Below are 21,920 nucleotides of genomic sequence, written 5' to 3'. Positions count from 1 at the left end.
TGATCCTCTCGGCGCGCGGGGTGCGCAAGCGGTTCGGCGAGCTGGAGGTGCTGCGCGGGATCGACCTGGAGGTGCGGTCCGGGGAGGTGCTCTGCGTGATCGGGCCCTCCGGCTCCGGCAAGTCCACCCTGCTGCGCTGCTTCAACCACCTGGAGAAGATCGACGCCGGGCGGATCGCCGTCAACGGCGAGCTGATCGGCTACGAGCCGGCCGGCTCCGGCGGCGTCCTGCGCGAGCGGCGGCCCAAGGACATCCAGCGCCAGCGCGAGCGGATCGGCATGGTGTTCCAGCGCTTCCACCTCTTCCCGCACCGCACGGCGGTGCAGAACGTGATGGAGGGACCGGTCGCCGTCCAGGGACGCGGCCGGGCCGAGGCCGAGCGGCAGGCCCGTGAGCTGCTGCGCCGGGTCGGCCTCGACGACCGCGCCGACCACTACCCCGGCCAGCTCTCCGGCGGCCAGCAGCAGCGGGTCGCCATCGCCCGGGCGCTGGCCATGGAGCCGACCCTGATGCTCTTCGACGAGCCGACCTCCGCGCTCGACCCCGAACTCGTCGGGGAGGTGCTGGGCGTGATGCGCGATCTGGCCCGCAGCGGCATGACGATGATCGTCGTCACGCATGAGATGGGGTTCGCCCGCGAGGTCGCCGACCGGGTCGTCTTCATGGACCAGGGCGCGGTCGTCGAGGCCGGGCACCCCGCCGAGGTGTTCACCGCCCCGCGCCACGAGCGCACCCGGGCCTTCCTGGCGACGGTGCTGTGATGGCGGCCGTGGAACTGCTGGTGCGCGGCGGACTGCTGGTGGACGGCACCGGGGCACCCGCGCGGCCGGCCGACCTCGCAGTGGCGGGCGGGCGGGTCACCGTGCTGGCGCCCGGGGCGGACGCGGGCGCGGCGGGTGACACCGGCGGCCGTCCGGTGCCGGTCGTCGACGCCACCGGGCGGGTCGTCACCCCCGGGTTCATCGACGTGCACACCCACTCCGACGCGCTGGCCGCCGTCGGCGGGCCGGGCGTGGACGCGGGGACGGGGACGCACGGCGCGCGGGCGGACGGCGCGGACACCGCGTGGGACGCGCTGGAGGAGCTGCGGCTCGCCCCGCTGCTCCAGGGCGTGACCACCGAGATCAGCGGCAACTGCGGCAGCAGCCTGTTCCCCTGCCTGCCCGAGCGGCTGCCGGAGCTGGCCGAGCACCTGCGGGTCACCTTCGGCCTCGGCCCGGTCCGCCCCGCCGAGGACTTCGCCGCCTTCGCCGCCGCCCAGCGGCCCGACCTGCGCCGCAACCACCTCGCCTCGCTGGTCGGCCACGGCACCCTGCGGGCCGGGGTGATGGGCTTCACCGACCGGCCGCCCCGGCCGGAGGAGCTGGCCGCGATGTGCGAACTGCTCGACCGCGCCCTCACCCAGGGCGCGGCCGGGCTCTCCACCGGCCTGATCTACCCGCCCGGCACCTACGCCGACACGGCGGAGATCGTCGCGCTCGCCCGTGTCGCGGCCCGCCACGGCAAGCCGTACGTCACCCATCTGCGGGACGAGATGTCGCAGGTGGAGAAGGCCCTGGAGGAGGCGCTGGAGATCGCCGAGCGCTCCGGCGCGCCGCTCCAGGTCTCCCACCACAAAACCGCCGGCCGGCACGCCTGGGGCGCCACCCTGCGCACCCTCCCCCGGCTCGAACAGGCCCGCGCCGACGGCCTCGACGTCCTGCTCGACGTGTACCCCTACACCGCCGGCAGCACGGTGCTGCACGCGATGCTGCCGCCGTGGGCCAGCGAGGGCGGGATCGGCGCGCTGCTGGAGCGGCTGCGCCGTCCCGAGGTGCGCGAGCGGATCCGGGCGGACATCGCGGGCGGCGTGGACGGCTGGGAGAACACCGTCGGCAACGGCGGCTGGGACCTCATCGCGGTCGCCGCCGCCCCGGCCCGCCGCGCGGCGGAGGGCCACCGGATCGCCGACCTGGCGGCGGCGAGCGGCGTCGACCCGGTCGACTACGTCTGCGACCTGCTGCTCGACTCGCGGGGAGAGGTGACCATCATCAGCCACTCGATGCGCGAGGACGACGTCCGCCGGGTGCTGGCCAGCCCGCTGTCGATGATCGGCTCGGACGGCGTGCCCAAGCCCGGGCGGCCCCACCCACGCTGGGCGGGAAGCTTCGCCCGGGTCCTCGGCCACTACGGCCGGGAGGAGGGGCTGCTGTCGCTGGAGAGCGCGGTGCACAAGATGACCGGGCTGCCGGCGGCACGGTTCCGGCTCGCCGGGCGCGGGGTGGTCCGCGACGGCGCGGTGGCCGACCTGGTGGTGCTCGACCCGGACGCCGTCCGGGACGCGGCCACCTTCGAGCAGCCGCTGCTGGCGCCGGAGGGCGTGGCGGCCGTGGTGGTCGCCGGGCAGGTCGCGGTGCGCGACGGGCGGGCGACGGACGCCCGGGCCGGAGAGGTGGTACGGGTCCGATGATCCTGGCGCAGGTGGCGGCCGCCGCACGGTCGGCGGCCGCACTGCCGTTGACCCTGGCGGTCGCGGCGGTGGACGTGGATGCGGATGCGGAGCTGACGGCCGGGACCGGCGACAGCGCGGTCGGGGTGGACGACACGGTGGTGCTGCCGGTCGCCAGCGCGTCCAAGCTGCTGCTGCTCGCGGAGGTGGCACGCCGGCTGGACTCCGGGGAGCTGCGGGCGGACGCGGTGGTGCCGATCGGGGACGAGGACGTGGCCGGGGGCACCGGGCTGCTCCGGCGGCTCGCGCGCGGGCCTGCGAGCGGGCCAGCGAGCGGGCGTGGAAGCGCGGGCGCGGGCGCGGGCGCGTGCGGCTGGACGGTGGAGGACCTGGCCTGGCTGACCGCCTCGGTCAGCGACAACACGGCCACCAACGCGCTGCTGCGCACGGTCGGCCTGCCCGCCACCGAGCGGCTGGCCCGGGATCTCGGGCTGGAGCGGCTCACCCTGCACGACCGGGTCCGGGACGTCCGCGGGCCCGGTGTGCCGCCGGTGTTCGCCACCGGGACGGCCCGGGACCTCGCGCGGCTGGTCGCGCTGGCCGTCCGGGGCGAGCTGGTCACGCCCGGCGCGTCGGCGCGGCTGCTGGAGTGGATGCGCTCCAACACCGACCACGGGCTGGTGCCGGCGCTCGTCCAGCACGACCCCTACGCGGAGTGCTTCCCCGACCCGCTGCCCGGCGGGCTGCTGGTGGCCAACAAGACCGGGACCGACACCGGGGTACGGGCCGACGCGGGGGTGCTGATCGGCACCCGACGGGTCGCCTACGCGGTGATCGCGCACTGGGACGTGGCGCTCGGGCCGAGCACGGAGCGGGCGGCGGTGCACGCCATCCGCGAGGTCGGGCGGGCGCTCGCGGCGGGCGCCCAGCGCGGCGAGCCGGCGAACTGCGCGCTGCTGCGGCAGCCGGGCGGCTGAGCCCCCGGGATCTCCGACGGTGAGCGGCCGCCGGGGTGGTCAGGACCACTGCAGTTCGAGCAGTGACCGGACCTCCCCGGCGGCCGCGCGCAGTTCGCCGAGGAAGGCGCGGACGGCGGGGTTGCGGTTGGTGGCCCGGGTGGCCACGCCGATCCGGCGGTGCAGCTGCGGGTGGTCCAGCCGGCAGACGTGCACACCGGCGCTGTCGGCCAGGCCGAGGGCCGGGATCAGCGCGACGCCCATACCGGCCCGGGCCAGGCTGATCGTCACCTGGTAGTGGTCGCTGCGGCAGCGCACCCGGGGGCGGAACCCCTCGGCGGCGCAGGCGCGTTCCAGCACCGGCTCGCCGGTCGAGCCGCCGTGGGTGCCGATCCAGCTCTCGCCGTCGAGCTCGGCGAGCCGGACCAGGCTCCGCCGGCCGAGCCGGTGGCGCAGCGGCACGATCACCAACTGCGGCTCGTCGAAGAAGAGTTCGACCTCGGCGACGCCCTGGCGGCCGGCCTGCCGGATCCACGGGTCGAGCGGGTGCTCGAAGACCACGGCGGCGTCCAGGCGACCGGCCTCCAGGTCGGGGAGCAGCTCGTGCGGCTGGCCCATGATGAGTTCGAGTTCGACCTGCGGGTGGCGGGCCGAGAACGCGGTGAGCGCGCGGGGCAGCAGGTCCAGGCCGGCGGAGGCGAAGAAACCGAGGCGCAGCACGCCCGCCGTGCCCTCGGAGTGGGCGCGCAGGTCGTCCTGGGCGACGGCCATGAGGTCGGCGATCGCCTGGGCGTGCTCGGCCAGCCGGACGCCCGCCGGGGTCAGCCGCAGGGACTGCGGCTGACGCTCGACCAGGGCGACGCCCAGCTCCTGTTCGAGCCGGGCGAGCTGGTGGGAGACGGCGGACGGGCTCAGGTGGAGCGCCTGCGCCGCGGCCACGATGGTGCCCCGGCGGGCGATCTCCAGCAGGACGAGCAGGCGGGCGCTGTTCAGCATCGGGCCAGGGTAGGTCATCGTGGCTGGTCAGGGGCGGAGGGCGGGGCGGACGGCCGGGCCGTGCGTGCCGGGGAAGGAGCGGACCGGTCCCCCCGTTCCGGGGGACCGGTCCACGTGTGCGGCCGGGTCCGCGCTCAGGCGCCGGCGGTCCGGGCCGAAGCGGCGGGGGCCGTGCCGAGACCCTCGGCGAGACACTCGGCCGGGCCGTCGGCGTCGAGGCGCAGCAGGTCCTCCTCGGTCTCCCAGCGCACCACCACCCGGGCCTCGCCGTCCCGGACGAAGACCACCGCCGGGCGCGGCAGCTTGTTGTAGTTGGACGCCATCGCGTACCCGTACGCGCCGGTGACCGGGGTGGCGAGCACGTCGCCGATCCGCAGCCCGGCCGGAAGGGCGGCGTCGTCGATGATGACGTCCCCGCTCTCGCAGTGCTTGCCGACCAGGCGGGCGCGCAGCGGCCGGGGCTCCTGCGGGCAGCGCGGCAGGAACGCCTCGTAGCGCGCGCCGTAGAGCGCCGGGCGCAGGTTGTCGCTCATCCCGCCGTCGACGCTCACATACGTCCGGACGCCGGCGATCCGCTTGATCGTGCCCACCCGGTAGAGGGTGAGCCCGGCCCGGGCGGTGATCGAGCGCCCCGGCTCGACCCCGAACTCCCCGGTCCAGCCCGCCCCGCGGACGGCCGCCCGGACCCGGTCCGCCCACACCGCGAAGGACGGCGCGCTCTGGCCCGCCAGGTAGGCCACGCCGAGTCCGCCGCCCACCGTCAGCCGGGCCACCCCGGAATCCACCGCGAACCGGGCCACGGCGGCGGCGCCGTCGGCGAGTTCGGCCGGGTCCAGGACCTGCGAGCCGACGTGCGCGTGGACGCCCTCCAGCCGGACGGCCGGCGAGGCGGCGGCCCGGTGGACGGCGGCCTCGGCGGCCCCGTCGGCCAGGCCGAAGCCGAACTTGGAGTCGTGCCCGCCGGTGCGGATCGCCTCGTGGGCGCCCGCCGCGACGCCGGGCGCCACCCGCAGCTGGACCCGGGCCGGCGGCAGGCCCTCCTCGTCGACCAGGCGCTCGATCCGGTCCAGTTCGTCGAAGCTGTCGACGACGACGTGCCGCAGGCCGACGGTGAGGGCGGTGCGCAGTTCGGCCTCGCTCTTGTTGTTGCCGTGCAGCACGATCCGCTCCGGGGAGACCCCGGCGTGCAGGGCGGTGCGCAGTTCGCCGCCCGAGGCGACGTCGAGCAGCAGGCCCTCCTCGGCGGCGAGCCGGGCCATCGCGGTGCAGAGGAAGGCCTTCGAGGCGTAGGCGACGTTGCCCGGGCCGAAGGCGGCGACGGCCTCCCGGCAGCGGCGGCGCAGGTGCTCCTCGTCGTAGACGAAGAGCGGGGTGCCGAACCGGCGGGCGAGTTCCGTCAGCGCCACCCCGCCGACGGCGAGCCCGGCGGGGCCCGTCGCGGCGGTGAGCGGCAGCAGTCCGGCGTCGACCGGCGGCCCGGCGGCGGGGCGGCCGTCGGCGGGCGACGGAACGGCGGAGGGCGGGGCGGCGGGCGAGATGGACGACACGGATTCCTCCCGGCGGGCTGGTTCGCCTGCCATCCTCGGTCGGGTGGGAGGAGTCGGAAAAGCGCTTTCTTCCGACCCTGAGCAGTACCGTCTTCGATGCTCGTCCTCGATGCTCCCGCCCGGTGGCACGGCACGGGCGGAACGCGCGTCGGCCGCGCTCCCCCGCAGCGGGGAGACGCGGCCGACGGACGGCAGGCGGAAGCCGGCGGGGCGCGGTCAGCCGCGCCGGGCCCGGCGGATCGCGGAGGCGACCACCGGCGGGAGGAGGTCGCCCACCGCCCGCTTGGCGACGTTGGCCGGACGGCGGCGCTCGGCGGCGCGGGCCCGGCGCTCGGCGAGGTCGCGCACGGCCTCGTCACGCTCGCGCTCGGCCGTGCGCAGGGCGTCCTCGGTGGCCCGGGCGATCTCCCGGCGCGCGGCCTCGGAGGCCAGCCGGGCGTGGTGGCGGGAGACCCGGAACGGCGCGGCCCCGGCGTCGCTGCCACCGATCCGGACCACCCGCTGCCCGGCGAGCGTCTCGTTGGTGACGTCGGACTGCGGCAGGGTGCCGCGGCGGGCCAGCAGGTCGAGCTGGGCGGGCTCCGGGTCGCCCCAGGTGCCGTAGAACTTGGAGTCGGTGAGCACGATCGGCCGCAGACCGTTGTTGAACACCGCCTCCCAGGTGGCGGCGGCGACGCCCGGGGTGTGCGCGGAGCGGTAGTCGTCCAGCACCACGACGCCCTCCGGGGCGAGCGCGTTCCTGGCCACCTGGAGGTCGCCGGCCACGTGCTCGTAGAGGTGCGAGGCGTCGATGTGGATGAACCGGAAGGCACCGGGCGGGACGCGGTCGCCGGCCAGCGTCGCGGTGGTGGCCTGGATGATCTCCGGCAGCCGGTCGTGGAAGGAGAGGTAGTTGGCCTCGAAGGCGGTGCGGGTGAGCGTCCTGCGGTAGGACATGTCCATCTCGGCGGCGTTCTCGTCGTCCGGCGCGTCCGAGTCGAAGAGGTCGCAGACCGTGAAGGTCTCGCCCGCCTGGAGGTGCGCCCCGATGACGATCGCACTGCGGCCGAGGTAGGCGCCCATCTCCAGGAGGTCCCCGGAGACGCCCGCCTTCTCCTGGCGCCCGAGGAACCAGTCGAAGAGGTGACGGTCGTGGTCCCAGAACCATCCGGGGACGTCGTCGAGCACCGCCGGCTCCACCGGCTGCTGATCGGCACTGCGTGCGGCGTCGTTCACGAGGCGGCTCCTAGGACAGTACGAACGACCACGGGCTGGATCTCCGGGCACGGGGACAGGACCCGGAGGGCCGTCCGGCCCCGGTCCGGCGCGCCCGAGTGGGCTGCAATCTACCCGCCACCGGGCCGACTTGGGAGAACTCGCGGGAAAGAGCCCCGGTCACCCGGCCATTTGTGGGCGTACTTGACCACCCGGCACAAAACACCGGCCCGGTTCGTCCATACTCCGCCGGGTCACCCCGTTTGTCACCAGCACCGGAAACGATCTTCACCGCACCGGAGTAGGCGTGGGAGGGCCGGTCCTTGCGCCTGCCGGGGCGCGCACCGTTGACTGGTCCGGGACCCGGTCGGCCGTTCGGCGGACCGGCGGGGCCCGGGAACGATCTGAACCGGCACGAAGGGGCAGCACATGGCGGACGAGACGCAGCGGGCCGCAGGGTACGCCGAGTACACCGATCAGTACGTCGACGGCGCCTGGCGGCCCGCCCTGGACCAGGGGTCGATCCCGGTGCTCGACCCGGCGACCGAACGCCTGCTCGCCACCGTCCCGGCCGGCGGGGCTGCGGACGTGGACGCGGCCGTCGCGGCGGCCCGCCGGGCGGCCCGCGCCTGGGGCGCGACCACCGCCGCCGAGCGGCTGGTGCCGCTGACCCGGCTGCGGGACGGCCTGGCCGCGCACCAGGAGGAGATCGCCGCCACCCTGACGGCCGAGCTGGGCGCGCCGATCGGCTTCGCCACCACCGTGCAGGCCACGCTGCCGCTGACGGTCACCGAGACCTACCTGGAGCTGCTGGCCGGGTACCCGTTCGAGGAGCGGATCGGCAACTCGGTGGTGCACGCCGAGCCCGCCGGGGTGGTCGCGGCGATCACGCCGTGGAACTACCCGCTGCACCAGATCGCCGCCAAGGTGGTGCCCGCGCTGGCGGCCGGCTGCCCGGTGGTCCTCAAGCCGGCCGAGGACACCCCGCTGGTGGCCCGGCTGTTCGCCCGGCTGGTCGACGCGGCGGGCTTCCCCGCCGGGGTGTTCAACCTGGTGACCGGCACCGGCGCGGTGGCGGGCGCGGCGCTGGCCGCCCACCCGGACGTGGACGTGGTGTCCTTCACCGGCTCGACGGCGGTCGGCCGGACGGTCGCCGAGACGGCCGGGCGCGGCATCAAGCGGGTGTCCCTGGAGCTGGGCGGCAAGTCCGCCAACGTGGTGCTGCCCGGCGCCGACCTGGCCCGCGCGGTGAACGTCAACATCGCCAACGTCTTCGCCAACTCCGGCCAGACCTGCAGCGCGTGGACCAGGCTGCTGGTCCACCGCGACCAGTACGACGAGGCGGTGGCGCTCGCCGCGAAAGCCGCCGCCAAGTACGTCCCGGGCGACCCGACGGACCCGCGGACCCGGGTCGGGCCGGTGGTCAACGCCCGCCAGCGCGAGCGGGTGCGCGGCTACATCACCGGCGCCCTCGCCGAGGGCGCGCGCCTGGTCTCCGGCGGCGCCGAGGCCCCGGACGGCCTCGCCACCGGCTACTACGTCCGCCCGACCGTGCTCGCCGACGTCACCGCCGACATGACGGTGGCCCGGGAGGAGGTGTTCGGACCGGTGCTGGCGATCCTGGCCTTCGACGACGAGGACCACGCCGCCGACCTGGCCAACGCCACCGAGTACGGCCTGGCCGGCGGGGTCTGGGCGGCCGACACCGACACCGCCGCCCGCTTCGCCCGCCGCCTGGACGCCGGCCAGCTCCACCTCAACGGCGGCCCCTTCAACCCGCGCGCCCCGTTCGGCGGTTACAAGAACTCCGGCCTCGGCCGCGAACTGGGCCGGCACGGCCTGGAGGAGTTCCTGCAGTACAAGTCGCTGCAGTACTGACGCCGCCGTTCCGACGCCGCCTTCCGACCCCGCGGCAGTGACCCACGTCTCCCCCGGCCAGCACCACGCTGGGCAGCCTCCGCGGTCGCGCGCCCACAGAATGGGGCTCCCGCCGCGCCCGCGGAGGACTCGGCAGAAGGGGACGAACATGCAGACGGTCACACCCGCCGAGCCGGGCCACCGACCGGTGGCCCGGCTCACCGCCCCACTGACCTCGTCCACCACCGAAGTCATCGGTGAGCTGCAGCGCACCGATGCCAAGGCCGCCGGAATCGGGGCGACTTCGGCGGCCGGTCTCACCACCGCCGCCGCCCTCTGCGGGACGCTGCCGCCACTGACCCGGACCACCACCGCGGTCATCGCCGTCGCGATCACCGCCCTGGCCGGCGCGCTCGGTCTGGCCCTGATCGCCGTCCGGCCGCACCTCAAGCACGGGCGGCACCTCGCCGTCTCCTACCTCGACTTCGCCCGTCTCACGCCCGACCAGCTGCTCGAAGCGGTCGCCACGCGCCACGACGCCGACGCGCTGGCCGCTTCGCACGCGCAGAGGCTGGTGGCGCTGTCCCGCCTCGCCCGCCGCAAGTACCGGCTGCTTCGCGTCTCGGTGGACCTCCTCTGCGGCGGGCTGGCCCTCGGAGCGGTCGCCATCGCCCTCTCCGGGCTGGGACACTGACGGCCGATCAACCGCGTACCATCGTTCCGCGCCCCCTCGGCTGTCCGTGGACAGCAGAACCAGCCCGGCCTTGGCGCGGGTCCGGCCCGCATCACCGGAGGCCACGATGCCGACGTCCCATCGAGAGGCCCTCGGCGAGCACCACTGGGAGGCGCTCCGGGAGCTCACACCGGTCCGTTTCCGCGCCGCGCAGAGCGAGCTCCTGCGGCAGGACCGGGCCGGCACCTGCGTGATGCTCCTGGAGAGCGGAAGAGTGATGGTGACCGCGACCGGGCCGCTCGGCCGGGAGCAACTGATCGCCGTCCGGGGAAGCGGCGAAATCCTGGGCGAGATGGCCGTGCTGACGGGCATCAGGCGCAGCGCGACCGTACGGACCCTCACCTCCTGCCAGGTCCACGTCGTCCCCGCCGAGGAGTTTCGCGTCTTCGTGGCCGAGCACGGGCTCCTCCAGCCGCTGCTCCAGCACTCCTACGGCCGGATCCGCGAGTCCGAGCAGAGCAGGCTGGAGCTGGCCACCGGTTCGGTCGCGGTCCGGCTCGCCTGCCTCCTGACGAGGCTGGCGGGGACGGCCTCCGCCGACGCCCCGGCCCGGATCGGCCTGAGCCAGGAGGCCCTCGCCCAGTTGATCGGCGCCTCGCGCAACGCGGTCGGCAACGCGTTGAAGGAATGGCGCGACCGCGGCTGGCTCACCACGACGCCCAGTGGCGGAATCACCGTCACCGACATCACCGCGCTCTACGACCACGCGACCACGCCGTAGCGCGGGACCGCCGTACCGGTCCCGACCGCGTGGCACAGCTCACCCGCCGCCTGCCCAGCATTGGGCAGCGCGGCCGCCCGGTCAGCGGTGATGATCGAGTCGTGGTCACCGAGTGACCTGGATCGCCGACCCGAACGGAACACCACCATGGCCCAGCAGACCGCCGCGAACCCGCACGATCTCCCGCCCGACGTCGCGCTCTTCGTGGTCGACATCGTCGGCTACAGCAGGATCCACGAGACCGAGATGCCGAAGCTGCGGTCCGCGCTCGACGACGCGCTCGCGGAGTCGTTCGACCGGAGCGGCCTCTGCGACGAGTGGGCGGACCGGGCCACCGCCCGCGACACGGGCGACGGGTGGATCAAGATCGTGCCGGCCGCCCGCCTGGCACGGCTCGTGGACCCGGGCATCGCGCTGCTGGAAGAGGCGCTGCACCGGCACCACTGGCAGCGTCGCGCCTCGGCTCCCACGCTTCGCACCCGGGTGAGCGTCCACCTGGGGCCGCTGTCCGTCGACCACCGGGGCGACGCGATCAACGACGCCTGCCGGCTGGTCGACAGCGACGCCGTCCGGGCCGCCGCCGAAGTCGCGGCGGCGCACGAGTCGTTCACGGCGGCGATCCTCTCGGACGAGGTGTACCGCCGGGTCGTCGCGGCCCACCGCACCGTCCATCTGTCCGAGCGGGACTTCCTCGAAGTGTCCGCCACGGTGCGGCAGAAGCAGTTCAGCCGCACGGCGTGGGTGCACGTCCCCCGGCTCTCCCCCGCCCTGCTCACGGCCGGGGAGCCGGAGCCCGAGCCCGTCTCTCCCGCTCCGCCTTCCACGGGAGGCACGTTCCACATCGCCGGGAACGTCGGCACGGTCGCGAACTCGATCGGGACCATGACTGTCGGAGACATCAACTTCGCATGACAGAGGACGACCTGGAACGCCTCTTGGCCTTCCTGCCGGCGCCGAAGAGGGGCGAGCCGCGCAACCCCGAACCACCGATGATCGGCCATCAGGAGGTCGTTTCGGCTGCCACCGCGTCAACCGTGCCTGCTTCCGGTCCGACGTTGAACGTCGGCAACGCCGGTATCGCTGCCTTGCACATCGGCACCCTGGTCCAGAAGGTCCGGGGGGATCTGCTGCCGGCCAGGGAGCTCATCCGGGAGGAGATCCTCGGCTCCCCCACCTTCACAGACCCGGCCGCCTGGAACGACGCGCGAAATCAAGGCTGGGCTGCCCTCGCCGACCCCGACATCCGGGTCGTCATCATCGTGTCGCCGCGGGGCTTCGGTTCGACCACCTTCGCCCACCGGTTGTTGGCCACCCGGACCCCACAGTCGATGACACTCGTCCAGCTCGAACCGGAGTGGCAGGACCCGAAGGTCGAGAAGCTCCGCCTCGATTCCTCTCACGCCTATCAGCTCGATCTCAAGGACCCGGAGAAAGGCAGCCCTTCCCGGGATTTCCTGTCGGATCTGGCGAAGAAGGTCGAGAAGCTGAAGGCAGCCGGGTCGATCTGGGTTCTCACCGTTGCCACCGAACTGTGGGCGAGCCATTGGGCCTGGTCGGCACCGGGCGTTCAGGTCATCGCGCTCCGGTCGCCACCGGAGCCCCAGGCCGTCGTGGAGAAGGCACTCGCCGCGGCCGGGCATCCCTGGCTCATCGAGTACGTCCGGACACCGACCGCCCATACGCAGTTGTCAGCGGTCCGCGACGCCGTCCAGGCCGTCCAGGCCGCTTCCTCGGTCATCGACCAGTGGCGCGAGTACCAGTACGAACGGCCGCTCCAGGCCCGCGTCGTTGCGGCCGGTGCCGGCCGGCCACCGGGCGGCGGTCTCGACGCCGAGCTTCGGCAGCGGATCGAGAACGCTCTCGGAGACTGGCGCGCCGAGTTGGACGAGACCTTTGCCGGAGGCGGCGCCGGAAAGACGCTCTCGCTGGAGGACCGGTGCCTCCTGCTCTCGCTCGCGGTGCATCGCCGTGCGCCCGCAGCGGTGATCTCCAAGGACGCGCGGCTGCTGGAGAAGCTGATCGCCGAGGCCGACCGCACGACGACGCCGACCAACCTCGGCCAAGCCTTCGCGGGCCGGGGGCTCCGCCAGAGACTCACCGGCCTCCGGGCCGAGGTGAACTCCCAGGACGTCGTCGACTTCCACCGCCCCGGATTCGACCGCGCCGTCCTGGGCTACGTCTGGGACAACTACGAGGACATGCGTCCGGTGCTGCTGCGCTGGCTCGTGAAAATCACTCCGCCGAGCAATCGCCCCTCCGACCTGGGGGTGGCCTCCCTCACGGCTCTGGCCGTCCGGCACCAGAGTCCGGCAGTGCTGACGGACATCCGCGAAACCGCTGTACGCCTCGGCCGGACAGACGTCTGCGTGGCAGTCATGTGCCGTGCGCTGCTGACCGAGCAGATGGAGTGGGCCGTCTGGGCCCGGCTCTACGACTGGGCGGACCACCGCGCTGACACACAATTCCTGGTCGTGGCCGTAGCCGACCGCGTGCTGGCCGACCCCAAGAGCACACCGACCGCCCGAGGCAAGGCCCTCACCCGACTTCGCCGTGTCGCATCGAACGCACAGAACGCCTCGGTGCTTCGCGAGGTCCTCACAACGTACCGACAACTGGCCGCCAACGAGGCCGGACGGGACCAGCTGCTGGACGAGGTGCTCTGGAAGCCTGAAGGCAAGCCTTCCCCACCCGGCAAGATCGCACTGTTGGCACTGGCCACCAGCCAGGAGGCGGCGGACCCTCCGCTGCCCTGGTTGCTCCGCATCGACGACGGCCAGAGGCGCGCCGCCGTGGACGACGGACTGCGTGAGCTGCTGTCGGACGCGGCCTTCGAAGCCGAGGCGGTGGAGGCGATCGCCCGGTGGCTGCAGGCCGCCGCCGGCGACATTCCGGCCTACCGGGTGGTCCTCGACCGCGCGGTGCCCCTGTTGCGAGGCCGTCCGTCACGCACCGCGGGTGTCCATCTGATGCGCAGTATCGAGGGACTGGTCCTGCCCGACGGCAGCAGCGTCGGGGACGACGTGTGGGACGCGCTCTCGGCCACGGCCTAACGGTGTGACGGCCCGCGGGCCGTCACACCGCGGGCCGGGGTCAGGACAGGTCGACGCCCGGGTAGAGGGGGAAGTCGGCGAGGAGGTCGGCGGCGCGCTTGGCGACGGCCCCGGCGACGGCGGGGTCCAGGGCGTACTGGGCCTTGGACGGGGCGCCGGCGGCGGTGGTGGCCGGGGTGGTGGCGCGCAGGACGGTGTCGATGAGGTCCGCGATCTCGTCCATCTCGGCGGTGCCGAGGCCGCGGGTGGTGAGCGCCGGGGAGCCGAGCCGCACACCGGAGGTGTACCAGGCGCCGTTCGGGTCCTGCGGGACGGAGTTGCGGTTGGTGACGACGCCGGAGTCGAGCAGCGCGGCCTCGGCCTGGCGGCCGGTCAGGCCGTGGCCGGAGACGTCGGCGAGCACCAGGTGGTTGTCGGTGCCGCCGGTGACGAGCGTGCCGCCGCGGCGCAGCAGGCCCTCGGCGAGGGCCTGGGCGTTGTCGACGACCTGGCGGGCGTAGGCGCGGAACTCGGGGCGGCGGGCCTCCGCGAAGGCGACCGCCTTGGCGGCCATGACGTGCGAGAGCGGGCCGCCGAGCACCAGCGGGCAGCCGCGGTCGACGTGCTCGGCGAGTTCGGTGGTGCAGAGCACCGCGCCGCCGCGCGGGCCGCGCAGCGACTTGTGGGTGGTCGTGGTGACGATGTCGGCGTACGGCACCGGGTCGAAGTCGCCGGTGAGCACCTTGCCCGCGACCAGGCCGGCGAAGTGCGCCATGTCGACCATCAGGGTGGCGCCGACCTCGTCGGCGATCTCGCGCATCTTCCGGAAGTTCACCAGCCGCGGGTAGGCGGAGTAGCCGGCCACCAGGATCAGCGGGCGGAACTCGCGGGCGGTGGCCCGCAGCGCGTCGTAGTCGATCAGGCCGGTGGCCGGGTCGGTGCCGTAGCTGCGCTGGTCGAACATCTTGCCGGAGATGTTGGGGCGGAAGCCGTGGGTGAGGTGGCCGCCGGTGTCCAGGGACATGCCGAGCATGCGCTGGTTGCCGAGCTCCCGGCGCAGCTCGGCCCAGTCCTGCTCGGTGAGGTCGTTGACGTTGCGGACCCTGGCGCGCTCCAGGGCGGGGCTCTCGACGCGCTGGGAGAGCACGGCCCAGAAGGCGGTGAGGTTGGCGTCGATGCCGGAGTGCGGCTGGACGTAGGCGTGGTCGGCGCCGAACAGGGCGCGGGCGTGCTCGGCGGCGACGGTCTCGACGGTGTCGACGTTGCGGCAGCCGGCGTAGAAGCGGCGGCCGGCGGTGCCCTCGGCGTACTTGTCGCTGAGCCAGTTGCCCATGGCGAGCAGGACGGCCGGGGAGGCGTAGTTCTCGCTGGCGATGAGCTTGAGCGAGGCGCGCTGGTCGTCGATCTCCCGGCCGATGGCGTCGGCGATCCGCGGTTCGACCTCGCGGACCACGTCGAGGGCGGAGCGGAAGGCGGTGTCGGCGGCGGGGGTGGCGGCCGTGTGCGGCTGCGGGGCCATGGCGGTCTCCTGGTGGGGAGGTCGGGAGGCCCAGGCGCTCGGCAACTGCGTCGTGTTCGGCACGGGGCCGCTTCCCGATGGTCGATTCCATCCGTGCGCGCCAGTCGCGGCCCGCCGGAATCGTACCAATGCCGGGCGGTCTGTGGCGGAGATCTCACCATACGGGACGGTGGCGGACATGACATGCCCTTTGTCCCGTTATGCCCGGTCCAGTGCTACGGCAGTATTGCGGCGGAATGAAGCCGAAACAATTCCCGAAACAAAGTACTCGAATCACCTCGGCGACGCCTTCGGAATGATTTGCGGAAACTCCCCGCGATCCGATCTGATGACGCTCGTCGGCCTTCCGGGAAACCCCCGGAGCGGCCGGCCTGAAATGCACGTCGGCGCACCCTCGACAGCGGGGGCGGCGCAGAATTCGGGGAGTACGCCTCTCATGGCCGTGGTCGAACAAGTCGCAGCACCGGACGCCCCGGCGCCGTCCCCGGCGCCCGTCCCGACGAGCCTGCTGCGCCGCGTCTGCCGCGACCGCACCGGGGCCGTCGCGCTCGGCGTCGTGGTGTTCTTCCTGCTGATCGCCCTGGCGGCCCCGCTGATCGCCGCGCTGTACGGCAAGAACCCCACCGAGCACTACGGCCAGAACCTTCCGGGCCTGCTCAGCGACGGCGGCCTGCCGATCGCGCCGAACGGCGGCATCTCCGGCGAGTACTGGTTCGGCCTGGAGCCCGGCCTCGGCCGCGACGTGTTCACCCAGCTGCTCTACGGCATCCGCACCTCGCTGCTGATCGCCTTCGCCTCGGCCGCCGTGACCACCACCCTCGGGGTGCTGGCCGGGGTCGCGGTGGGCTACCTCGGCGGGGTCACCGACCGGCTCTTCGGCTTCCTGTCGAACGTCCTGCTGGCCTTCCCGACGCTGCTCCTGCTGCTCGCGCTCAGCCCGGTGATCCAGTCCCGGCTGGTCGATCCGGGCACCGCGGAACCGGAGTGGATGCAGTTCCTGGTGCTCGTCCTGGTCTTCTCCGCGTTCGGCTGGATTCCGCTCGCGCTTTCCCTGCGGGCCGCCGTCCGGTCGCTCCGCGAAAGGGATTTCGTGCAGTCCGCCCGGGCGCTCGGCGCAAGCGGATTCCATATCGTCTTCCGGGAACTCCTGCCGAATGTCCGGGCGCAGCTGCTGGTGCACGCCACCATGGCGGTGCCGACCTTCGTCGCCTCCGAGGCGGTGCTGTCCTTCCTCGGCGTGGGTGTCAACGAGCCGGTCCCGGACTGGGGCCGGATGATCTCCCGCGGCTCCGAGGTCTTCCAGGCCGACCCGACCTACATGTTCTTCCCCGGCCTCGCGCTGCTGGCCTTCGTGCTCGCCTTCAACCTGCTCGGCGACGCCGTCCGGGACGCCCTGGACCCGCGCGCCGCGCGCTGAGGCCTCCTCCCGACGCCTCCCGCAACCTCCCTCGTTCACACCGTTCACCCGACCCGCCCCGGAGCTCCCGGGGCAAGGAGAGATTCGCCATGCGCTGGATCAGACCGTCCCTCGCCGTCGTCGCGACCGCCCTGCTGGCGACGTCCTGCTCGGCCGGCGCGGGCACCACCGGCGGCGGCCCGGGCGCCGCCGCCAAGGACAGCTCGCCGCTGACCGCCGCGCTCGGCACCGAGCAGGAGAGCGCCGGCCCGGCCCCCGCCGTCCCCGGCGCCCGCCCGGGCGGCACGGTGAACGTCTACAACGCCACCGACTTCCGCCACCTGGACCCGCAGAAGGTGTACGCGGGCGCCACCTACAACACCTCGCTGCTGTGGGGCCGCCAGCTGACCCAGTACCAGGTGGTCGACGGCAAGGCCAAGCTGGTCGGCGACCTCGCCACCGACACCGGCACCTCCACCGACGGCGGCCGCACCTGGACGTACAAGCTGAAGGAGGGCGTGGCCTGGGAGGACGGCCAGCCGATCACCTCCCAGCAGGTCAAGTACGGCATCGAGCGCTCCTTCGGCAAGGGCTACGAGGTCGGCCCGCCGTACTGGCCGCAGTGGCTCACCGGCGAGGCCAGCTACGACGACGCCCGCAAGAAGTACGGCGGCCCGCAGGACGGCGACCTCGCCGCGATCGAGACGCCGGACGAGCGCACCGTCGTCTTCCACTTCCCGCAGCCGCAGGCCGACGTGCCGTACATGGCCGCGCAGTCCTCCTCCTCGCCGGTGCGCAAGGACAAGGACACCGGCGTCGACTACGACCGCCAGCCGTTCGCCACCGGCCCGTACCGGATCGTCGAGCACGTCCAGAACACCCGGCTGGTGCTGGAGCGCAACCCGAACTGGAAGCCGGAGACCGACCCGATCCGCAACCAGTACCCGGAGAAGTTCGTCTTCAGCTTCGGCAAGGAGGCGCTCAACATCAACCAGGAGATCCTCTCCGGTCGCGACGGCGGCGCCGACGCCACCACGGTCTCCACCCCGCTCTCCCCCGAGCTGTACCAGACCGTGGACACCGACCCGAAGGCCAAGGAGCTGGTCACCTCCGGCCGGCGGGGCGCCTTCGTCACCTACCTCATGGTCAACAACGAGCGGGTGGCCGACGTCGAGGTCCGCCGGGCCCTCAACCTCGCCTACCCGCGCCAGCAGGCCCGCCAGGTCCAGGGCGGCAGCCGGGTCGGCGAGTTCGCCAGCACGCTCAGCTCGCCCGCCCTGGTCGACTGGCAGAAGTACGACCTGAACCCGGCGAAGCCGGAGGGCGACCCGGAGGCCGCCAAGGCCGCGCTGGCCAAGGCCAAGCAGCCGCCCGCGCCGCTCACCTACGCGTACGCCAACACGCCCGACGGGCAGCGGGTCGCCCAGGTGCTGGTCGACGGCTTCGCCAAGGCCGGCATCACGGTCGTGCCCAAGCCGGTCGACGCCAAGGCCCTGCTGGACGAGGCGCACCGCGCCGACTCCCCGTACGACCTGTGGGAGGAGACCAGCTCGGTCGACTGGCCGACGCCCTCCACCCTGATCCCGTTCTCCTTCGACGGCCGCGCCAACGCCGATCTCAACTCCGCCCGCTACCACAACGGCGAGGTGGACAAGGAGATCGACCGGATCAACCAGATCGGCGAGCCGCACGCCAAGGCCAAGGAGCTGTACACCCTGGAGCAGACGGTGATGAAGGACCTGCCGGTGCTGCCGTGGGTCTACCCGAACGTCGACCAGCTGCACGGCGCCAACGTCGGCGGCTCGTTCATCCACCCGATCTACGGGTCGGTCAGCCTCGCCTGGCTCTACCTGAAGTCCTGACGCCCCGAAGTCCCCGGACGGTCCCGCCGCGCGCCTCCCCCGAGGAGCGCGCGCGGCGGGGCCACCGCCCCGACGCCCCCCGACCCCGGACCGGCCACCATGCTCTCCTTCGCCCTGCGGCGGATCCTCCAGGCGCTCGCCGTCCTGGCCGCCGTCTCCGCCGCCGCCTTCGCCCTCTTCTACGCCGGCCCCGCCGACCCCGCGCGCGCCGCCTGCGGCCCGCGCTGCGACACCGGCCAGGTCGCGGCGGTCCGCACGAGCATGGGCCTGGACCAGCCGCTGCTCACCCAGTACACCGACTACCTCACCGGGATCGTCGCCGGCCGGGACGTCCAGGACGTCGACGGTTCCACCCGCCACTGCGACGCGCCCTGCCTCGGCTACTCCTACCGGCTGCACCAGCCGGTCACCGAGGCGCTGGCCGACCACCTGCCGGTGACCGTCTCGCTGGCCGCGGGCGCGCTGGCCGTGCTGGTGCTGCTCGGGCTCGGCACCGGCTTCGTCGCCGCGCTGCGGCACGGCACCCGCACCGACAAGCTGCTGTCCGGCTTCACCCTGGTCGGCGCCAGCGTGCAGATCTACTTCCTCGGCTACGTCGCCCAGTGGGGGCTCGTGTACACCACCGGACTGCTGCCGCTGCCCTCCTACACCCCGCCGGCCGCCGACCCCGTCGCCTGGGCGGGCGGTCTGCTGCTGCCCTGGCTCGTCCTCGGCTTCGTCAACTCGGCGGTGTTCGCCCGGCTCACGCGCTCCCAGCTGCTGGAGACGATGAACGAGGAGTACGTGCGCACCGCCCGCGGCAAGGGCCTCGGCCGGCTGCGCACCCACCTCAAGTACACCTCGCGCGGCGCCGCCGGACCGCTGGTGCAGCTGCTCGGCCTGGAGGCGGGCGCGCTGCTCGGCGGCGCGGTGATCACCGAGACGGTGTTCGGGCTGAACGGCGTGGGCCGCTTCGCCCTGGAGGCCGTCGAGGGGCAGGACCTGCCGGCCGTGGTCGGCGCCGTCCTGCTGGCCGCCTGCTTCGTCGTGCTGTTCGTCGCGCTGGCCGACCTCGCGGTGGCCTGGCTCGACCCGCGCATCCGCCTCGGCTGACCGTCCCCGCCGCCCCCTTCTGGAGCCCCACCGTGAACCCCTCCCCCGCCGCCCCCGGGCACAGCACCGAGCAGCACGCCGAACAGCTCACCGAGCAGGGCGCCGAGCCGCCGGTGCTCAGCGTCCGGGACCTGTCCGTCACCTTCGCCGACCCGCGCGGCGGCGCGCCCGTCGCGGCCGTGAGCGGGCTCTCCTTCGACCTCGCCCGCGGCGAGGTGCTCGGTCTGGTCGGCGAGTCCGGATCCGGCAAGTCCGCCACCGGGCTCGCCGTGCTCGGCCTGCACGACCCGCGCACCACCACCGTCACCGGCTCGATCCGGCTGGCCGGGCAGGAGCTGGTGGGCGCCGGGGAGCCGGTGCTGCGGCAGGTGCGCGGCGGGCGGGTGGCGCTGGTCTTCCAGGACGCGCTGACCTCGCTCAGCCCCTTCCACGGCGTCGACGCGCAGCTCGCCGAGATGTACCGGCTGCACCACCCCGACGCGGGCCGGGCCGAGTCCCGTCGGCGGGCGGCGGCGATGCTGGACCGGGTCGGCATCCCGGCCGCCCGGGTGCGCGACTACCCGCACCAGTTCTCCGGCGGCATGCGCCAGCGCGTGATGATCGCGATGGCGCTGATGAACGACCCCGACGTGCTGATCGCCGACGAGCCGACCACCGCGCTCGACGCCCGCGTCCAGCGCCAGGTGCTGGACCTGCTGGGCGAGCTGCAGCGCGAGCACGGCACCGCGGTGCTGCTGGTCAGCCACGACCTCGGGGTGGTCGCCGGCACCACGGACCGCACCCTGGTGCTGCGCGGCGGCCGACCGGTGGAGAGCGCGCCGACCGCCACCCTGCTGGCCGCGCCCCGCGAGCCGTACACCCGGGCCCTGGTGGGCGCGGCGCTCACCCTGGACTCGGTCCCGGGCACGCCGCTGCCGACCGTCGACGACCCGTCACCCGCGCCCCGGACCGCCGCCCGCACCGGGCCGGCCGGCGCGTCGGACGGCGCGCCGGCCACCGGACCGGACGGCCGCTGGCTGGTCGAGGTCGAGGACCTCGCCGTGCACTTCCCCGGCCGCCGCCGCGGCCTGCCCCTGCCGGGGCGCGGGCGGCCCGCACCGGTGCGCGCCGTCGAGGGCGTCAGCCTGCGCATCGCCCCCGGCGAGACGCTCGGCCTGGTCGGCGAGTCCGGCTCCGGCAAGTCCACCACCTCCCGGGTGCTGGCCGGCCTCCAGGCCGCCACCGCCGGCACCGTCCGCTACGACGGCGTCGACGCCACCGCCCCCGACCGGGCGCTGCGGCGACGGCTCGCCAAGGAGGTCCAGCTGGTCTTCCAGGACCCGTACGCCTCGCTCAACCCGCGCCGCACCGTCGCGCAGACCCTGGACACCCCGCTGCGGCTGCACACCGCGCTGGACGCCGGGCAGCGGCGCGCCCGCTCCGCCGAGCTGCTGGAGCAGGTCGGCCTGCCGGCCGCCCACCTGGACCGCTACCCGCACGAGTTCTCCGGCGGCCAGCGCCAGCGGATCGGCATCGCCCGCGCGCTCGCCCCCGAACCGCGGCTGATCATCGCCGACGAACCGGTCTCCGCCCTGGACGTCTCGGTCCAGGCGCAGGTGCTCAACCTGCTGATGGAGCTGCGCGAACGCCTCGGCGTCGCCTTCCTCTTCGTCTCCCACGACCTCGCGGTGGTGCGCCACTTCTGCGACCGCGTCGCCGTGATGCACCGCGGCCGCCTGGTCGAGTCCACCGACCGCGACCGGCTGTTCGCCGCGCCGCACACCGAGTACACCCGGGAGCTGCTCGCCGCCGCCCACTAGGGTCTGCCCGGCGGCCGGTGGTGTCGGTCCCCCTTCCGGGCAGGCGCTCCGCCTACGATCGGTCACCGACCGTGAGCACACGGCCACTCGCCCCCTCCCTGGAAAAGGGGTCCCCCGATGACCACGCTCGTCAGCAGATCCGTCACCCTGGTCGCCCTCGTGGGCCGCCTCAACCCCGCGGCCTGGGACGGACTGATCCCCCACACCTTCGCCCTCGGCGCCGCCGCCGGCGCTCGCCCCGCCGCCCGCGCCGAGGAGAACGGCGGCGATCCGGCCGAGCTGAACCCGCAGCCGCTGCCGCCCGTCGCCACCGCGCTGCGGCTCGCCGTCGCCGGCACGGTCGGCGCCGTGGCCAACGCCGCCATCACCGCCCGCGTCTCCGGCGGCGACGCCCGGCAGATCCTCGCCGAGGTGGGCGACGACTGGTGCGGCACCCCGACCGGCCGGATCCCGTGGCCCCGGCACTGGCCCCTGCCCTGGCCGCCGGCCGGCCCCCTCCCGATCGACCCCGGCTACGCCACCCCGGCCGTCCAGGCCCAGGCCGCGCTCGCCTTCCAGGGCTATGCCGACGGTGTCGCCGAGGAGCAACTGCGGTCCTCCTTCGGCGAGTTGGCCGAGCGACTGGCGGACGCGGCGCTGCGGACCGCGGGCTGACCGGCCGACCGGGGAGCCGGCGGGCCCCGGCGCCGCCGGCCTTCCGCGGCCTTCCGCGGGCCTCCACGGACCCCGCGCCGGCCACTTCGCGGCTTCGGCTGCGCGCCCGGCGCCCGGCGGGTTAGCGTGCTGCGTCC

Annotated in this window: 17 protein-coding genes and 1 riboswitch; of the genes, 13 read left to right on the top strand and 4 right to left on the bottom strand. The window is 74.2% G+C overall.

Annotated elements, in window-relative coordinates:
* The first annotated feature begins 2 nt into the window (after window positions 1-2).
* Genes ACFU9E_RS27605 through ACFU9E_RS27595 form a run of 3 tightly spaced genes read left to right on the top strand, consistent with a single transcriptional unit; the run spans window position 3 to window position 3,405 of the window.
* The gene (locus ACFU9E_RS27605) at window positions 3-761 is read left to right on the top strand and encodes an amino acid ABC transporter ATP-binding protein (protein WP_380680925.1); all 759 of its coding nucleotides are present in this window, start codon (window positions 3-5) and stop codon (window positions 759-761) included.
* Window positions 761-2,449: an amidohydrolase family protein gene (locus ACFU9E_RS27600; protein ID WP_380680901.1), complete on the top strand. Its 1,689-nt coding sequence runs from the start codon at window positions 761-763 to the stop codon at window positions 2,447-2,449. The genes ACFU9E_RS27605 and ACFU9E_RS27600 overlap by 1 nt, the downstream gene beginning before the upstream one ends.
* Window positions 2,446-3,405 (top strand): serine hydrolase, encoded by a 960-nt coding sequence (locus tag ACFU9E_RS27595; RefSeq protein ID WP_380680904.1) that lies wholly within the window; start codon window positions 2,446-2,448, stop codon window positions 3,403-3,405. Before ACFU9E_RS27600 ends, ACFU9E_RS27595 begins: the two co-directional genes overlap by 4 nt.
* 39 nt (window positions 3,406-3,444) lie before the next feature.
* Here the strand turns inward: ACFU9E_RS27595 and ACFU9E_RS27590 are convergent, their stop codons facing one another.
* The 3 genes from ACFU9E_RS27590 to ACFU9E_RS27580 all read right to left on the bottom strand — a co-directional run bounded on the left by ACFU9E_RS27590 (window position 3,445) and on the right by ACFU9E_RS27580 (window position 7,142).
* The gene (locus ACFU9E_RS27590; RefSeq protein WP_380680907.1) at window positions 3,445-4,380 is read right to left on the bottom strand and encodes a LysR family transcriptional regulator; all 936 of its coding nucleotides are present in this window, start codon (window positions 4,378-4,380) and stop codon (window positions 3,445-3,447) included.
* A 134-nt stretch (window positions 4,381-4,514) separates the two neighbouring features.
* Window positions 4,515-5,927, bottom strand: a complete 1,413-nt coding sequence (gene lysA / locus ACFU9E_RS27585; protein ID WP_380680910.1) for a diaminopimelate decarboxylase — start codon at window positions 5,925-5,927, stop codon at window positions 4,515-4,517.
* Between the two features lie 216 nt (window positions 5,928-6,143).
* On the bottom strand, window positions 6,144-7,142 hold the full coding sequence (locus ACFU9E_RS27580) for a class I SAM-dependent methyltransferase (protein WP_380715436.1): 999 nt from the start codon (window positions 7,140-7,142) through the stop codon (window positions 6,144-6,146).
* Between the two features lie 408 nt (window positions 7,143-7,550).
* Here ACFU9E_RS27580 and ACFU9E_RS27575 point away from each other — a divergent pair, with 408 nt between their 5' ends.
* From ACFU9E_RS27575 to ACFU9E_RS27555, 5 genes are all read left to right on the top strand, one after another.
* Complete coding sequence (locus tag ACFU9E_RS27575; RefSeq protein WP_380689731.1) at window positions 7,551-8,999, top strand: aldehyde dehydrogenase family protein; 1,449 nt, start codon at window positions 7,551-7,553, stop codon at window positions 8,997-8,999.
* Between the two features lie 148 nt (window positions 9,000-9,147).
* Window positions 9,148-9,672 (top strand): Pycsar system effector family protein, encoded by a 525-nt coding sequence (locus tag ACFU9E_RS27570; RefSeq protein ID WP_380715434.1) that lies wholly within the window; start codon window positions 9,148-9,150, stop codon window positions 9,670-9,672.
* A gap of 106 nt (window positions 9,673-9,778) precedes the next feature.
* Window positions 9,779-10,432, top strand: coding sequence for a Crp/Fnr family transcriptional regulator (locus ACFU9E_RS27565; protein ID WP_380685986.1), 654 nt, complete (start codon window positions 9,779-9,781; stop codon window positions 10,430-10,432).
* 147 nt (window positions 10,433-10,579) lie between these two features.
* Complete coding sequence (locus ACFU9E_RS27560) at window positions 10,580-11,344, top strand: hypothetical protein (RefSeq protein ID WP_380685988.1); 765 nt, start codon at window positions 10,580-10,582, stop codon at window positions 11,342-11,344.
* Window positions 11,341-13,482 (top strand): hypothetical protein, encoded by a 2,142-nt coding sequence (locus ACFU9E_RS27555; protein ID WP_380685989.1) that lies wholly within the window; start codon window positions 11,341-11,343, stop codon window positions 13,480-13,482. The genes ACFU9E_RS27560 and ACFU9E_RS27555 overlap by 4 nt, the downstream gene beginning before the upstream one ends.
* Before the next feature lie 40 nt (window positions 13,483-13,522).
* Here ACFU9E_RS27555 and ACFU9E_RS27550 read toward each other — a convergent pair whose 3' ends face one another.
* Window positions 13,523-14,980, bottom strand: a complete 1,458-nt coding sequence (locus tag ACFU9E_RS27550; protein ID WP_380685991.1) for a glycine hydroxymethyltransferase — start codon at window positions 14,978-14,980, stop codon at window positions 13,523-13,525.
* A gap of 21 nt (window positions 14,981-15,001) precedes the next feature.
* A riboswitch (ZMP/ZTP riboswitch) is annotated at window positions 15,002-15,098 on the bottom strand.
* 318 nt (window positions 15,099-15,416) lie between these two features.
* Between ACFU9E_RS27550 and ACFU9E_RS27545 the strand changes: the two genes are divergently transcribed.
* The 5 genes from ACFU9E_RS27545 (at window position 15,417) to ACFU9E_RS27525 (ending at window position 21,783) form a co-directional block, all read left to right on the top strand.
* Entirely contained in the window at window positions 15,417-16,397 is a 981-nt protein-coding gene (locus tag ACFU9E_RS27545; protein ID WP_380685993.1) for an ABC transporter permease, read from the top strand.
* A gap of 89 nt (window positions 16,398-16,486) precedes the next feature.
* On the top strand, window positions 16,487-18,238 hold the full coding sequence (locus ACFU9E_RS27540) for an ABC transporter substrate-binding protein (RefSeq protein WP_380685995.1): 1,752 nt from the start codon (window positions 16,487-16,489) through the stop codon (window positions 18,236-18,238).
* Between the two features lie 99 nt (window positions 18,239-18,337).
* Entirely contained in the window at window positions 18,338-19,330 is a 993-nt protein-coding gene (locus tag ACFU9E_RS27535) for an ABC transporter permease (RefSeq protein ID WP_380715433.1), read from the top strand.
* A gap of 32 nt (window positions 19,331-19,362) precedes the next feature.
* Entirely contained in the window at window positions 19,363-21,129 is a 1,767-nt protein-coding gene (locus ACFU9E_RS27530) for a dipeptide ABC transporter ATP-binding protein (RefSeq protein ID WP_380715431.1), read from the top strand.
* A gap of 117 nt (window positions 21,130-21,246) precedes the next feature.
* Window positions 21,247-21,783 (top strand): hypothetical protein, encoded by a 537-nt coding sequence (locus ACFU9E_RS27525; RefSeq protein ID WP_380688511.1) that lies wholly within the window; start codon window positions 21,247-21,249, stop codon window positions 21,781-21,783.
* Window positions 21,784-21,920 lie beyond the last annotated feature (137 nt).

Source organism: Kitasatospora sp. NPDC057595 (assembly GCF_042800875.1).
Classification (GTDB): domain Bacteria; phylum Actinomycetota; class Actinomycetes; order Streptomycetales; family Streptomycetaceae; genus Kitasatospora.
The sequence above is the reverse complement of the archived record's forward strand: the minus strand, read 5'-3'. Positions and strand labels throughout refer to the sequence as shown.